The sequence below is a fragment of the Priestia sp. 179-F W1.4 NHS genome (assembly GCF_045369295.1).
GTDB classification, from domain to species: domain Bacteria; phylum Bacillota; class Bacilli; order Bacillales; family Bacillaceae_H; genus Priestia; species Priestia zanthoxyli.
The window spans coordinates 94,707-108,718 of record NZ_JBIQFF010000005.1; the positions used below are offsets into that span (position 1 = coordinate 94,707).

Genomic DNA, 14,012 nt, shown 5'->3' on the forward strand with positions numbered 1-14,012 from the left:
GTAAAGAGTTTCATTTTTATGATTAAAAACGTTTTTACTATTATAACATAAAACAAAATAAAAGGCTTTTTACAGGAAAAAGCCTTTTATTTCAACGTTTATTTAGAAACAGCTTCATTCGTTTGAGAAGTTGTTTTTACTTTTATAACCATAATAACAAAAGCGAGCAATCCAAGAATCGCTGCTACAAGAAAAGGAGCTTGAGGCGCTACAGCATTGCCGATAACTCCTGATAATAAAGGAGCAAACGCTGCGCCTAACCATCTTAAGAAATTATATCCTCCAGATGTAATTCCTCGTTCATAAGGAGATACTTCCATTACATGACTCGTAAATAAGGCATTATTAAGTCCTGATACAAGACCTGCTGCCATAATTAAAACAATGCGCAACCATGTTGCATCAAAGGCAAATAAACAAATTAAAATAAGTGAAAAAACAATTAAGCTAACATGTAACACTTGTTTTGGCTGATATCTTTTTTCTAACTGATGTGCTAAAACCGCTGAGCCATAAGCTAAACATAATCCCCATCCAAAGAAAACAAAGCCAATTTGAAGAGCTCCGATCGATAGAATAAGCGGCGTATACGCTAACACTGTAAAAAATCCGTAGTAATAAAGCATGCCTGATACAGCGCCTTGAGTAAATGGTTTTAATTTATAAAGTTTAACCATGTCTTTAAAACCTGCTGCTTTACGAGGTTTAGTGCTTGTAGGCTGTTTAACAATCGTTAATACTAAAATAAAGGCGATAAAAATTAAAGCACTTGTACCGAAAAACGGCAATCTCCAAGAAGCATTTCCTAACACGCCTCCTACAAGCGGTCCTCCGGCCATCCCCAAACCAATTGCAGCTTCATATAATCCTACTGCTTTTTTCACTTCACCTGATAATGCAATAAGCAGCGTCATAGCTGTTGCAAAGAAAAACGAATTACCAAGTCCCCATCCTGCTCGGAAAATGGAAAGCTGAGGAATATTGTTAGAAAACCCGCATAGCGCTGCAAAAATCGTCACAATGATAAGTCCTGTTACCATCAAACGCTTGTCTCCTACACGTGATGCTAAGATGCCTGCTGGAATCATCATAATAGCCATCATTAACAAGTAGGAAGTAAATAACATTTCTACTTGCCAATGAGAAGCTCCAATTTGCTTAGCAATCTCCGGTAAAATCGGATCTACTACCCCGATCCCCATAAACGCTAAAAAAGTAGCTACTACTGTAATAATTTGACCTAATCGGTTATTTGAATGCTGTCCTTCCACTCTTTCATCTCTCCTTTTGTTTTTGTTTTTTCATGTATTGCCATAGCAGATTCTCGCATTTCTTTTAATTCTGTTTTAAATGCCTGCATTTTTACGACTTTAAAATCAATCATCTTGATTTGATTTTCTAGCAAATCTTCTATTTGCGTGATCTCTTTCACTGACAATCCTTGCCGCTCACTTCTTTCTTCAATCATTCTTTTAAGCGACATAAACTGCTGCAGCTCCTGTAGAGAAAAACCGAGAACTTCTTTTGCTTCTGCTACTTTTCTTAGTTCTTTTACCTCTTCTTCGGAATAAATTCGCGCATTTCCTTTTGTGCGCTGCGGGGGTAAAATGAGTCCAATCTCTTCATAATACCGAAGAGCACGCTTGGTCAAACCTGTCATTTTCGTCACGTCATCGATTAGATACATGTTTTCCCCTTCACCTTCCTTTAACATTAACGTTAACGTCAATTCTATATTACCATTATAGATTAACGTTAACGTTAATGTCAATAATATCAAGACATTTTATGTAAATTTAAAAAATATGTGCACCAAAAAACCTATTGATAAATCAATAGGTTACATCAATATGTCATATAGCTGCTGTGCTGTTTCTCCTGTTACTTTACCGTACACTCCTCGTCTTTTAGAAGTAAGTTCCGCACTCTCCGAGGTGAATCGTATATTGTATACGACTCCTTCATAAGTAAGCTGTACATCTGGGTCAAGAGCGACGCTGTAATCAGCTTTTTTCCATTGAATTTGTTTCATAATTGATTCTACAGCTAAAGCATCTTCTGAACTTAACGTTTTATCTCCTGCTTTTATAGGCTTGCCCTCCCTTTTTTTATTAAATTTTAATTCCGAATGAGAAGATGAAAATTCAAGTTGGTTTTTATCATGCGCTATGAAATCTTGGGGTAGTTCTACATAGCGGACAACTTCTCCTTCATCTACAAACACAAGCATTTGATCAGCAGCAGATATTTTTTTCATCACCTCTTCACTGATCGGTGCGTTTACAAGTTTTTCTACGTCGGCTTTCTTGCTTTTGTTTGTGAATAAATATCCTTTTTCCCATTTAAAATCACTTAACTTCGATACATCCACTGAGCTTACACCTTTTTTTTCAAATGATTGCTGAATATTTTGCCCCATTTCTTTGTCGTTGGTGACTTGGGCATTAGAACTGCACCCTACTAAACAACAGAAAATAATGCCTATTGCTATAAGAACCTTCACTTTTGCCTTCCTCCTTTCTACCATTCTTCTAGACAATTCCAACTTTGTACCATTTTAACATATAATTCCTATTTTTCGTGAAAACAAACAAAGAATACGCTTACATAATTTCACGCATATAATTTCTGTTTATTTATAAGTTTTTTCTGAATATTTTAAGAAAATTTTAATATTTTATTTAGTTCGTTTTTAAACTTTATCTTTAGACTAAAAAATAAGTTAAAAATAAATAACGCAGGAGGAAAACAATGACTTGTCTATCTGAAGTTTTAAAGTTTAATGAAAAATTTGTAACCAATAATCAATTTGAGGCTTTTCAAACATCCAAATTTCCTAACAAAAAAATAGTCATTTTAACTTGTATGGATACACGTTTGTTAGAATTACTTCCTAAAGCTATGGGGCTAAAAAATGGAGATGCAAAAATAGTAAAAAATGCCGGAGCTGTTATCTCTCATCCCTTTGGTAGCGTCATGAGAAGTATCTTAGTTGCCGTCTACGCTTTGCAAGCTGATGAAGTATGTGTCATTGGTCATCATGAATGTGGAATGACGGGCATGAAAGCTGAAGCTATTTTAGCCTCTGCTGAACAAAGAGGGATTAGCACGGAACAGATTCGTAATCTAAAATATGCTGGTATTGATTTAGAATCATGGCTGACTGGGTTTGAATGTGTAGAGGATAGTGTCGAAAACAGTGTGGATATGATTCGAAATCACCCTTTATTACCAAAAGACGTGCTTGTTTCTGGAATGGTTATTCATCCTTCAACAGGAAAACTTGACGTCGTTGTAAACGGCTATTCCCAAGACCGAGCTGAAACCGTAAGCTCATGAAGGAGGGTTTTATCGAATGCTAAAAGATAACCGATTTCAAGGCTATTCAGCAGGGCATTTACAAAAAGACATTATCGCCGGTTTGGTTGTTGGGGTCGTTGCTATTCCTTTAGCAATGGCCTTTGCCATCGCTTCTGGTGTAAGACCTGAATACGGAATTTATACAACCATTATCGCAGGGATTATGGTTTCAATATTAGGCGGATCGAAATTTCAAATTGCAGGCCCAACAGGTGCATTTGTTCCGGTGCTGCTTGGAGTTGTCATGCAATATGGTTATGAGAACCTCATTATTGCCGGCTTTATGGCTGGAATTATGATTACGCTTCTCGGAATATTTAAACTAGGGAAACTTATAAAGTTTATTCCGCGCCCTGTGACGATTGGATTTACAGCAGGAATTGCGATTATTATTTTCTCAGGTCAGATCGCTAACTTTTTAGGCCTAAAGGGAATTGCAAAACATGAGGAATTTCATTTAAATATGATTGAAATCCTACTAAAAATTGCAACGATTAACATTTACAGCGTCATCATAGCCGCTATTTGTTTAGCTATCGTGATTATAACGCCAAAGTTTTTACCTAAAATTCCCGGTGCCCTTCTAGGTCTTCTTGTCTCCACACTTGTAGCCATTACACTGTTCCCAGGAAAAGTTGCAACGATTGGCTCTACTTACGGTGCCATTCCGAGTAAACTACCATCTTTTAGCTTCCCAGATTTAACATGGGATAACATCGTGATGCTATTTCCTGCTGCCTGCGTAATTGCGATGCTTGGAGGTATTGAATCTTTACTATCAGCTGTTGTTGCTGATAATATGGCCAAAACCAAGCATAATAGCAATAAAGAGCTTGTGGGTCAAGGAATTGCTAATATCGCTACCTCGCTATTTGGCGGAATTCCTGCAACTGGTGCCATTGCCAGAACAGCTACTAATATCAAAAACGGCGCAGCTTCTCCGTTATCAGGAGTTATACACGGCTTAGTTGTTTTATTGGTCCTTGTGATGCTGGCTCCTTATGCATCAAACATTCCGCTGGCAAGTATGGCACCTATTTTAATGTTTGTGGCTTGGAATATGAGTGAACGTAAAGAATTTGCACATATTTTAAAAACCAAGTCAGCTGATTCATTTGTACTTGTAGCTACGTTTTTATTAACAGTTTCAATCGATTTAACAACAGGTGTAGGCGTAGGTCTACTTTTAGCTATTGTTATGTTCGTGAAACGAATGAGCGGATCACTGAAGATTTCAAAGGTTTTAGCGGAAACATCTGAAAACGCTCACAAATCTGAGCTGATGGAATATACCATGCAAGGATCTCTTTTCTTTGGATCAGCTGAAGTATTAGAAGATTCCTTTGATAACATCGCTGAAGCGAAACCGAAAGTTTTATTGCTTCGAATGAGCCAAGTCTCCTTTATTGATACATCTGGAGAAGCTTTACTATCGAAGGTGGTCGAACGTTTGAAAGATTCGCATAGCCAAGTCGTTATTTCTGGCTTACAGCACCAGCCGAAAGAAATGTTAAAGTCAACCGGTCTATATGATAAAATCGGTGAAAAAAATATATTTTCTTCCGAACCTCCCGTGAGTAAGATTAAAGCTCGTCATAGAATCGTTACTACGTAATAAAAAAGAGATCCGAACGATTAATCGTTCGGATCTCTTTTTTTAAATATTAAATCGGTACCCTGCTCCCCAAACCGTTTCTAGGTACTGAGGATCTGCTGGGTTTTCTTCTAGCTTTTCTCTTAGTTTTCGAATGTGAACTGTTACGGTTGAAATGTCTCCTGAAGAATCAAATCCCCAAATTTTTTCAAATAGATGTTCTTTACTTAATACTTGATTTGGATGAGAAACGATAAACTTCAGCAAATCGAATTCCTTCGCTGTAAAAAACACTTCTTTGTCATTCACAAATACTCTTCTAGCGAGCGTGTCAATCGCTAAACCATGAATGCGAATCATACGCTTTTCCTGCTTATCAGAGAGTCTTTCATATCTCGCTAAATGCGCTTTGACTCTTGCGACCAGCTCCCCAGGGCTGAATGGCTTGGTAATATAGTCATCTGCACCTAGCCCGAGCCCTCTAATTTTATCAATTTCTTCTTTTTTAGCTGAAACTAAAATGATTGGAATATCTTTTGCAGCTCGAATTTGCTTGCACACTTCAAATCCGCTCACTTTAGGGAGCATAATATCCAAAATAATCAAATCAAAATGTTCATTTAACGCTTTTTCTAATCCCTTATCCCCGCTATATTGAACGTCTATTTCAAAATCGTTAATTTCTAAATAATCTCTTTGCAATTCAGCAATACTTACTTCATCTTCAATTAACAATATCTTCTTCATGTGTATCACCATTTTCATTCATTTTTTGCAAAGAAAAGAAAATACTTGTTCCTTCGCCAAGCTTACTTAGTGCCCAGATGTCTCCCCCGTGGCGTTCAACAATTTGTTTTGCAATGGCCAGTCCAAGTCCACTTCCTCCGGTATTGCTATTGCGGGACTGTTCTGCTCGATAAAACCGGTCAAAAATATGCGCTAATGCTTCCGGTGAAATCCCAGAGCCGTTGTCTTTTACTTCAATAATGAGTTCACTTTCGGTAGCAGAAAGAACGATATCGATTCTTCTTTTTTCTTTATCCATAAATTTAATGCTGTTGGTTGTTAAATTTATTAAAACCCTTCGCAGCTGCTCAGCATCTGCCTTTGCATACAGTGTCGTTAGAGAATCATTAGAAAATAAAACATCAATATCATGTTCGCTCATTTCAAACTGAAGCTCTTGCACATAGCTTTTCATAAAGGCAGAAATATTAAGTTTTTTAAACACAAATGGAATTTCATGCAAATCCAATTTAGAAAATAAAAACAGCTCATCGATTAACGCATTCATGTCTTTTGCTTTCGTTGAAATTGTTAACAAATATTTAGAAAGCTTATCTGGCGTATTAGCTACGCCATCTTGAATTCCTTCTACATATCCTACAATGGAAGTAATGGGAGTTCGTAAATCGTGTGAAATACTTGAAAGCAGCTGCTTTCGATTATCTTCATATTGAATTTGCAGTTCAACAGAAGATTTTAGTTTTTGCCTCATTTCTTCAAAAGCTTGCGTTAATTCGCCTATTTCATCCTTTGAATTAGCAGAGATCTCAAAGTGAAGATCACCTTGTTTTATTTTTTCGGCTGCTTCTTTTAATTCACGAATGGGTTTAATAATGCTTCTTGAAACAAGATAGTTTAAAAATCCAATAATCACAATGACTAAAATTAATAGTAGAAAGATTAAAAAAGGGAAAATCCGATTAATAATGCCTACATAAGGGCTGATTTTTCGCAAAACGTAAATGCTTCCTTTTTCTTCATTTGAGAAAGGAAAATCAAGGTTGATATATGTAAAATACTGCTTGCCTATGCGCAGCATGTCCTGCTGATACGAATGATTTCCTTTACTTTTTTGATGCTTTGGCAAGTATTTACGAAGGTTTTCTCCTTTAATGGATTCTGAAGCATATACAACCTCTGTGTTTTTTTGAATCACAATATCAATATTTTCAAATTCATATTTTTTAACTGTCTCCGGCCGCAGCAGCTGTTCTGGTTTTTTTTCACTCAATAACTTTAAATCTAAGAATGCATTTTCTTCTTCTGGCGTTAACAATTTATACTCATAGGAGTGGCTGTACAGTTTTCTTACAAAATCGGCGTCTCCAGTAATGGAGAAAAAAATAAGAAAGCCCGATAAAAAAAGCAAAATAATAAAAACAAACACAATACTGATATACGTTAAAACAAAACGCAGCTGAATTGACATGACTTACCCTATGCCCCTTTGGCTTTAACAAAACTATTTGATAGACTAGTAAAGGTGAATAACAAATAGATCGTTAGACATTATACATATAGTAAAAATTAAAACAACAAAACAAATGTATATTCTCACTTTACCGTGATAGAGTGAGAATGAACACCACCTTTTTTACCATTTTATGAATTACTGGAAAATTATGATCTATTTTTCATAATATTCTTAGGCTGAAAGGTATATTATATGCCTTAATATTTTAAAAAAGGAGACTTTTTAATGAAAATTATTAAAGCTACTTCCTCTCACATCCCTTCTGTTGCCCGTCTGTACGTAGACAGCTGGCGCATTACATACAAAGGGTTAGTACCTGATGCTTATTTAAACAACTTGTCTTATAAACAAAGTGCAGAAAAATGGTCCTTTTTTCTTACCGAGCCTTCTCATTTTATTTTGCTCGCTATCGATGAACGAGAAGAGATTGTCGGCTTTTCAGCAGGTAAACCTCATTTGTCCGCTGCTGAAATATACGCGCTATACGTTTGCAAGGAAGTGCAAAACCAAGGAGTTGGTCGTCTTCTGTTTTCTCATTCAGTAAAAGAATTTACTGATCAGCACTATACGTCTATGATTATTTGGGCCATGAAGAAAAATAAGAAAGCCGTTCAGTTTTATAAAAAATTAGGCGGCAAAAAAAGCTTGAATCGTACAAGTCAATTTGGAGAAACTAAAGTTGAAGACGAAGCATACGGTTGGGAACGTCTTCCTTCTAATAAATAAACGAGCACACTAGTGTGCTCGTTTATTTATTAGAAGATAATATTATTGAGCCGTTGTCTTTTTATCCGTTGAATGAGCTTTATTACAAAGCCTATTCCAGTGCCAAAAACAATTCCCTTGACTCACTATAAAACAATCCAGCCATTTCTGAAAATTCATATGTAATACATGTGCATCTTGAAACGATGCGTTCCGCTTTTTTACTATTATATATGCAGGATGCGCTGATTTTTTAGAGTCAATGATAATCTCTTCTTCTCCGACAGACCCAATTGTCATATAAAGACTCTGACTTTTATAAGCTGTTTCTCTTACGTCTTCTAAGCTATAAAGATTCCCTGTTATTTTTTCGTCAGCATCAATGAACAAATTACACCCATTTGTTAGCTGCAAAAACTGCTTGTAGTCTTCAGGAAGTGATACATGCATTTCTTCTTCAAAAACTTGCAGTTGGTTCTTGCTTAGTCCATCAAAAAAAGTACAAGTGGTTCTGTATACTTCTCCTTCATTTTTACACACTTCTATAACATTATTGTTTTCCCACAGCCGCTTTCGAAGTGAATTTATTATTTTTTCAATCATACTCTTCCTCCAAGCGTTGGATTTAAAACGGTTACATTACATTAATTAAACAATAATGTGCTAATTCCTTCTTTCCTACTCAATTATACGATAAACTTTAGAAATTCATGTTTGCATAACATAGAAAAAAGCAGCGAATGTCGCTGCTTTACAGGTTATACAGGCGCTTTTTCTTCCTGTTCAGGATGGTGATCGTAATCAATAAGCGCTTTTGGAAGGCCCGTATATTTAGCCCAATAATAAATCCCAAGAGATACGACCGCTATGATAATTAAGTCTACAGGCGTATCGATTAAACCTTTCCCTCCGCCGAACGAACCGATATAAGAAATAAAGAGCATGATGATATAATAAGCAACTAGCCACCATGTTGATTTAATCTGCTGACGAAGACTCACTTCATTTTTAGGCACATATTTAGCAAAAATCAAATATATAACAAACATGACCAGTTGAGAAGTTAGCAGCCACGAAATAGTCTTCCATCCTGACCAGTACACAATAAAGGAAGCAAAAATAAAGGATAATGGACCAATTATACTCATTCCTCTTAATTTAAAAGGCTTTTCCAAATCTTTTGCGTTCACCATAAAGGCCGCTGATGAAATTGGTGCAATCGCGTAAGATAGAATAAGCGCAACAGAGCATACGTTTACGAGTGCATTCCACGAAGGAAATGGCAGTGTCCAAAAAATCGAAAGTCCTAATGAAAGCCATAAAGATGATCGTGGAATCCCTGTTTTTTTATCCACATGAGCAAACGTTTTAAATAACGTACCGTTACGAGACCAAGCATAGATAAGTCTAGATGTTGTATTCATAAAAATATTACCGTTACCACCCGGTGATAAAATAGCGTCTAAAATAACAAGTGTTGCTAGCCAGCCAAGGCCAAGAACAACAGCGATATCTTTAAACGGCAGTGAGAATTTATCTTGAATGCCGGACCAACCGCCTTTAATCATGTCAGATGGAATAGCTCCGATAAACAATACTTGTAGAGCAGTATAAATGAGAGCTGCTAGAATGATACAAATCACAAGAGCAATTGGAATATTGCGCTGAGGATTTTTCACCTCTCCAGCTACCGATACAATCGGATGAAGGCCTAAGTAAGCAAACATAACCCCGCCTGTAGCAATGGCGGCCTGGATACCATCAAATCCCCCGGGAGCAAACTCTCCCATCGTAAAGTTTCCTGACTTAAAATAAAATGCCAACGTTACAATTACCGTAAGCGGTACAAAATATTTGAAAATAGAAATGATAATATTCGATTTCGCAAATGCTTTTACACTCCAGTAATTGAGTAAAAAGAATAAGCAAAGCAACACAAATTGTAGAATCCATCCAGATATCGTTGGTGAGTCAGATCCAGATTTTGTTAAACCTGGAAACCAGTAAGCCACATACTGTCTCACTGCTGTTACTTCGATAGCGATTAAACTAGTGTAAGCTACGATCGTAATAAACGAAATCATATAGCCTACAAGATGACCGTGTGAATAAACAGGATATCGAATAATTCCTCCTGTACGAGGCAAGGCAGCCCCTAGCTCAGCGTATACAAGGCCTATTAATAAAATAATAACTCCACCAATAACCCAAGAAAAACTTCCTGCAGGACCTGCTTGCGTAGCGACATTACTAACGGCAAACAGCCAAGCGGAACCAAAAATAGCCCCTAATCCAATCAATGTTAAATCTAATAGGGATATCGTCTTTTTAAACGGACCTTTATTCTCCATAAGCTTCCTCCTTTGGATGAATCATTACTTTTGTTGTTTTTTTTGACAACATTCATATATATTCGATAATATGTGTCAAAATTTTTATTACTATACCCATTCAAAATTACTTTGAATCCCTTTTCTTTATTTCTGAAGATTAATTAACAGAAAATTTTAAAAAATCATTCTTGCGTTCAAGACACATTAAAACTTTTTCTTCTTTTCTTTAATGGGTAAAATACTCAATAAATGAAAGGAGTTAGATAAATGACTTTACCAGAGAATTTGCCAGTTGATTTTACAGCTTACAACCACTTAACATTCCTTCCGCTCGGACGTAAGAATAAATCGATTCGGTCCGTAGGAAGTAAACATACTAAAGGGTTGCTTGGACGTTTAGAAGACTACTTTGAGCGAGCAATGAATGAGTTACCTCAAGAAGATATCATCCTTTTTCAAACATTCTTATATGGAAATCATAGGGGCGGTTTTCCCGTCGCAATTGATAAAAATGAAGACGTTTATCCTTACTTTTGGAAACCAACTTCATTTCTATGGAAAGAATATAATAAGAATCGCGGCATTCCTATTCATCATGATGAGTTTTATTCTCAAGATTTTACGGTTTTGACTAAAAATGAGTTGGAAAATTATCTCGGAAGCATTATGAAAGATTACATGTTTTGCGCTAGAATACATGATTCTTCAAAAGAAGAATGGATTCAACATATTAATAAGTGTTTTTTCAAACATCCCCTCATTTCTCTTTATCACCGAAATGCAGATGTGATTGAAGCAATTGAACAATCAAAAAAATCACCTTTGCTTTTTATTATGAAAAACCCTGAGCAAATTGCTTTTTGGCGCAATCGGATTGAAATCATTATGAGACCTTTTCGCTCTCTTTCTTCCACCGCCTTTGAGAGAGGATTTGCAGATACGGAAGATACGGTATTAACTGTTCACGGAGAAAACGAGATCATTCGCTTAACTTCAGAAAACAGAGGTCTCGCTGTAACATATGATGTCACAAATGATGCTATTTCACTCGGTGATGAGTATAATGTAGTGCTAGCAGCCAAACGATTAGCTACAACTCAGCGGCAGTTCGAAGAGATTATAGATGAAAATGAAGAAGTGATTCAAAAACTGCTTGTCTTTTTTAAGTGGAAAAGTCTTTTAAAGCATCATGAAGTGCACATCAAAGAAATCCAAGACAAATTGTGCAGCCTAACCACTTATCAACTTAATGAAGAACAAGTTTTACGGGAAAATGATCCTTTTCTTTCCTTCATTCAAAACGTATTACAAGTAAAAACACCGAATGCCAATCTCAAAATTGGTTCCATCCAATGGTTTTCACAGTGGGATTTTTCAGATGTCACCCTGCTGCAGGAAACAAACAAATTTATATGTTATATGGGTCCAAACGAAATAGAAACGAAGCTGACAGAAATAAGCGCTAAGATAGAAAATGAACTTCATAAGCAGCGTCAGAACCTGCTTTTGACTCCGCTAAAAATCGGTCAAATAACTTTCGATTCAAACCAAATGTTACAGTTATTAACGCTTATAGATACCTTAAAAAACACGGAAACTCAGCAGAGTTACGTACAAATTTTAGAAGGCGTTTCTACTAACAGCATTCGTCAAAAAGAGCTCGATAAAATACCCGCATTTGGATTATTAAATTCCGTAAAGCGCAAGCGCATTGTTACGTATTTACAAGAATTACAAAACTATCAGCTGCTTAAAAAAGAGAAAAAAGGATTCAGCCTCACTCCAAAAGGAGAAGCCATCCGAGGTCTATTTGAAGAAGAATCACGGAGAATATGAGATTGTATCTCACGTGATTCTTCTTTTTTGATTTTGAAGACTACTTTCTCTATTAAATGCTTATCATAATTAGAAAATTCCATTCATATAATTATTACTAGATTAGCAAAGTCCTTCATACCTATTAGCCTGACGCTGACATAGAGAGGAGATTTCGCCATTGAAATCTAGTAATCGCGCCAATTTTGTAGTGTTAACATATAAGATGGTTCTCGTTATTTTATCCGTTGTTTTAATGACATCATCTATCATTGTTCTAGTAAGTTACTCAGCATTTAAAGAACAGTTCAATTCTTCTATTGTCTATCAAACGTTATCAAAGCATAAAGCAGAAAGTCTTTATTATTTAATGAGCCAAGAAAACCATCATTTTTCAACGGCTTTTGATAAAAACTACTCACCTCCCGGTCTTTCTTCTACACTGCTCGAGTTATCAACAAGTATTCGAGCAGAAGACGCGAGAAGCTTGTTTGGTTCCGAACTTCCTGGATTCAGTATTTACGACTCCAATATCATTATCGCCGGTGAAGGCACAAATTTCACAAACTTCCCTAGAGAATCTGCACCGCCGCTAGATGAAACGCTAAAAGAAAGAAATTCTACTACAAAAGTTCAGCAACCTAAAGAAAACAATGGTACGAACGCTCCAAATAATAATACAACTGGCGGAAAAAAGGTATTTTATATTTATCATACGCACAGCTGGGAATCTTACTTGCCTCTGTTAGGACTTGAAGGTGATCCAGATGCTAATAAAGCAGTGGATAGCAAAACAAATATTAATATTGTTGCAAATATGCTAGGAAAAGATTTAGAGGCTCAGGGAATTGGGGCAGAAGTTGATCAAACCAATATTGGACAGAAATTAAAAGAAAAAGGTTGGAACACCAATCAATCGTACGCCATGTCTCGCACAGTCATTGAAACGGCGATGACTGAAAATAGAGATTTAACTTACTTTATCGATTTGCACCGAGATTCGCTTCGAAAAGATAATACAACCATTAAGATTAACAATAAATCGTATGCAAAAGTTGTGTTTGTTTTAGGGAAAGCGAATCAAAACTTTGAACAAAACTTAAAAATGGCAAAAGCGCTTCATGAAGGACTTGAAAAGAAATATCCCGGCTTAAGCCGCGGAGTTATTGGCAAAAACAAATCCAGCGGTAACGGTGTATATAATCAAGATGTTTCCAAAAATGCGATTTTAATCGAAGTGGGTGGAGTTGACAATAACTTTGATGAACTAACCAACACAACAAAAGCACTGTCTGATGTCATTAGCCAATTTTACTGGCAAGCTGAAAAAGTAGATGCCCCTGCTCCATAAAAAAAGCCCTCTTCACTGAGGGCTTTTTAAAATTCAATTCCTTTTACAGCCGGAATTCCTTCATCGTAATAATGTTTATGAGGCTTCATTTCCGTCACAAGATCTGCTGCTTCCATCACTTCTTTTTTGGCAGAACGTCCGGTAATGACCAAATGCATATGCTCAGGGCGCTTTTGAATAAGGTCAATTACTTCGTGTAGCGGTAGCACATCATCAATAGGAAATTTCTCGATAGCCAGTGCATTATTTAACTCGTCTAAAATAACCACATCATATTCGTTCGAGAAGACTTTGTCCTTCGTGAGCGCCCAGGCTTTTTGCAAAGCTTCACGATGTTCAGGCGGTGTTTTTGTCCACGTAAAGCCGACTCCTGTTTGAATCATTTCAATTCCTATTCTGTCAAACATCAGCTTTTCGCCATATGTACGCTGAGGAGATTTAATAAATTGAATCATTAATACTTTTTGTCCGCGTCCCGTAGCGCGCAACGCAAGACCTAAAGCAGCGGTTGTTTTCCCTTTTCCGTCTCCGGTATAAATTAACGTAAGACCCCGTTTGTCTTTCAATCTAAAAACCTCTTTTTCTTCGAATTTC

General features: G+C 36.5%; 13 protein-coding genes. 5 read left to right on the forward strand and 8 right to left on the reverse strand.

Annotation, left to right across the window (positions count from 1 at the left end; all coding sequences use genetic code 11):
• Window positions 1–98: 98 nt before the first annotated feature.
• The 3 genes from ACH0CI_RS20995 to ACH0CI_RS21005 form a co-directional block, all read right to left on the reverse strand.
• Window positions 99–1,271, reverse strand: a complete 1,173-nt coding sequence (locus ACH0CI_RS20995) for an MFS transporter (RefSeq protein ID WP_014459848.1) — start codon at window positions 1,269–1,271, stop codon at window positions 99–101.
• Complete coding sequence (locus tag ACH0CI_RS21000; RefSeq protein ID WP_074680920.1) at window positions 1,241–1,687, reverse strand: MerR family transcriptional regulator; 447 nt, start codon at window positions 1,685–1,687, stop codon at window positions 1,241–1,243. The genes ACH0CI_RS20995 and ACH0CI_RS21000 overlap by 31 nt, the downstream gene beginning before the upstream one ends.
• A 153-nt stretch (window positions 1,688–1,840) precedes the next feature.
• On the reverse strand, window positions 1,841–2,503 hold the full coding sequence (locus tag ACH0CI_RS21005; RefSeq protein WP_335708406.1) for a hypothetical protein: 663 nt from the start codon (window positions 2,501–2,503) through the stop codon (window positions 1,841–1,843).
• Between the two features lie 248 nt (window positions 2,504–2,751).
• On the opposite strand from ACH0CI_RS21005, the gene ACH0CI_RS21010 reads away from it, so the two are divergent.
• Together ACH0CI_RS21010 and ACH0CI_RS21015 are read left to right on the forward strand one after the other, a co-directional pair.
• A complete protein-coding gene (locus ACH0CI_RS21010) occupies window positions 2,752–3,339 on the forward strand; it encodes a beta-class carbonic anhydrase (RefSeq protein WP_013057294.1) in 588 nt (195 codons plus the stop codon).
• Between the two features lie 16 nt (window positions 3,340–3,355).
• Window positions 3,356–4,975 (forward strand): SulP family inorganic anion transporter, encoded by a 1,620-nt coding sequence (locus tag ACH0CI_RS21015; RefSeq protein WP_335708457.1) that lies wholly within the window; start codon window positions 3,356–3,358, stop codon window positions 4,973–4,975.
• Between the two features lie 42 nt (window positions 4,976–5,017).
• Here ACH0CI_RS21015 and ACH0CI_RS21020 read toward each other — a convergent pair whose 3' ends face one another.
• Entirely contained in the window at window positions 5,018–5,701 is a 684-nt protein-coding gene (locus ACH0CI_RS21020; protein ID WP_033579157.1) for a response regulator transcription factor, read from the reverse strand.
• A complete protein-coding gene (locus ACH0CI_RS21025; protein ID WP_406902203.1) occupies window positions 5,679–7,169 on the reverse strand; it encodes a sensor histidine kinase in 1,491 nt (496 codons plus the stop codon). Before ACH0CI_RS21025 ends, ACH0CI_RS21020 begins: the two co-directional genes overlap by 23 nt.
• A gap of 270 nt (window positions 7,170–7,439) precedes the next feature.
• Between ACH0CI_RS21025 and ACH0CI_RS21030 the strand changes: the two genes are divergently transcribed.
• Window positions 7,440–7,940 carry a GNAT family N-acetyltransferase gene (locus ACH0CI_RS21030; RefSeq protein ID WP_406902204.1) on the forward strand — a complete coding sequence of 167 codons (501 nt, stop codon included), beginning with the start codon at window positions 7,440–7,442 and terminating at the stop codon, window positions 7,938–7,940.
• A gap of 42 nt (window positions 7,941–7,982) precedes the next feature.
• Here the strand turns inward: ACH0CI_RS21030 and ACH0CI_RS21035 are convergent, their stop codons facing one another.
• Window positions 7,983–8,522, reverse strand: a complete 540-nt coding sequence (locus ACH0CI_RS21035) for an SMI1/KNR4 family protein (protein WP_406902205.1) — start codon at window positions 8,520–8,522, stop codon at window positions 7,983–7,985.
• Between the two features lie 155 nt (window positions 8,523–8,677).
• A complete protein-coding gene (locus ACH0CI_RS21040; protein ID WP_013057301.1) occupies window positions 8,678–10,270 on the reverse strand; it encodes an APC family permease in 1,593 nt (530 codons plus the stop codon).
• 249 nt (window positions 10,271–10,519) lie between these two features.
• On the opposite strand from ACH0CI_RS21040, the gene ACH0CI_RS21045 reads away from it, so the two are divergent.
• Window positions 10,520–12,088, forward strand: a complete 1,569-nt coding sequence (locus ACH0CI_RS21045; protein ID WP_406902206.1) for an RQC-minor-2 family DNA-binding protein — start codon at window positions 10,520–10,522, stop codon at window positions 12,086–12,088.
• A 160-nt stretch (window positions 12,089–12,248) separates the two neighbouring features.
• On the forward strand, window positions 12,249–13,418 hold the full coding sequence (gene spoIIP / locus ACH0CI_RS21050; RefSeq protein WP_033579162.1) for a stage II sporulation protein P: 1,170 nt from the start codon (window positions 12,249–12,251) through the stop codon (window positions 13,416–13,418).
• Between the two features lie 26 nt (window positions 13,419–13,444).
• Here spoIIP and cobO read toward each other — a convergent pair whose 3' ends face one another.
• On the reverse strand, window positions 13,445–13,984 hold the full coding sequence (gene cobO / locus ACH0CI_RS21055; protein WP_034269191.1) for a cob(I)yrinic acid a,c-diamide adenosyltransferase: 540 nt from the start codon (window positions 13,982–13,984) through the stop codon (window positions 13,445–13,447).
• Window positions 13,985–14,012 lie beyond the last annotated feature (28 nt).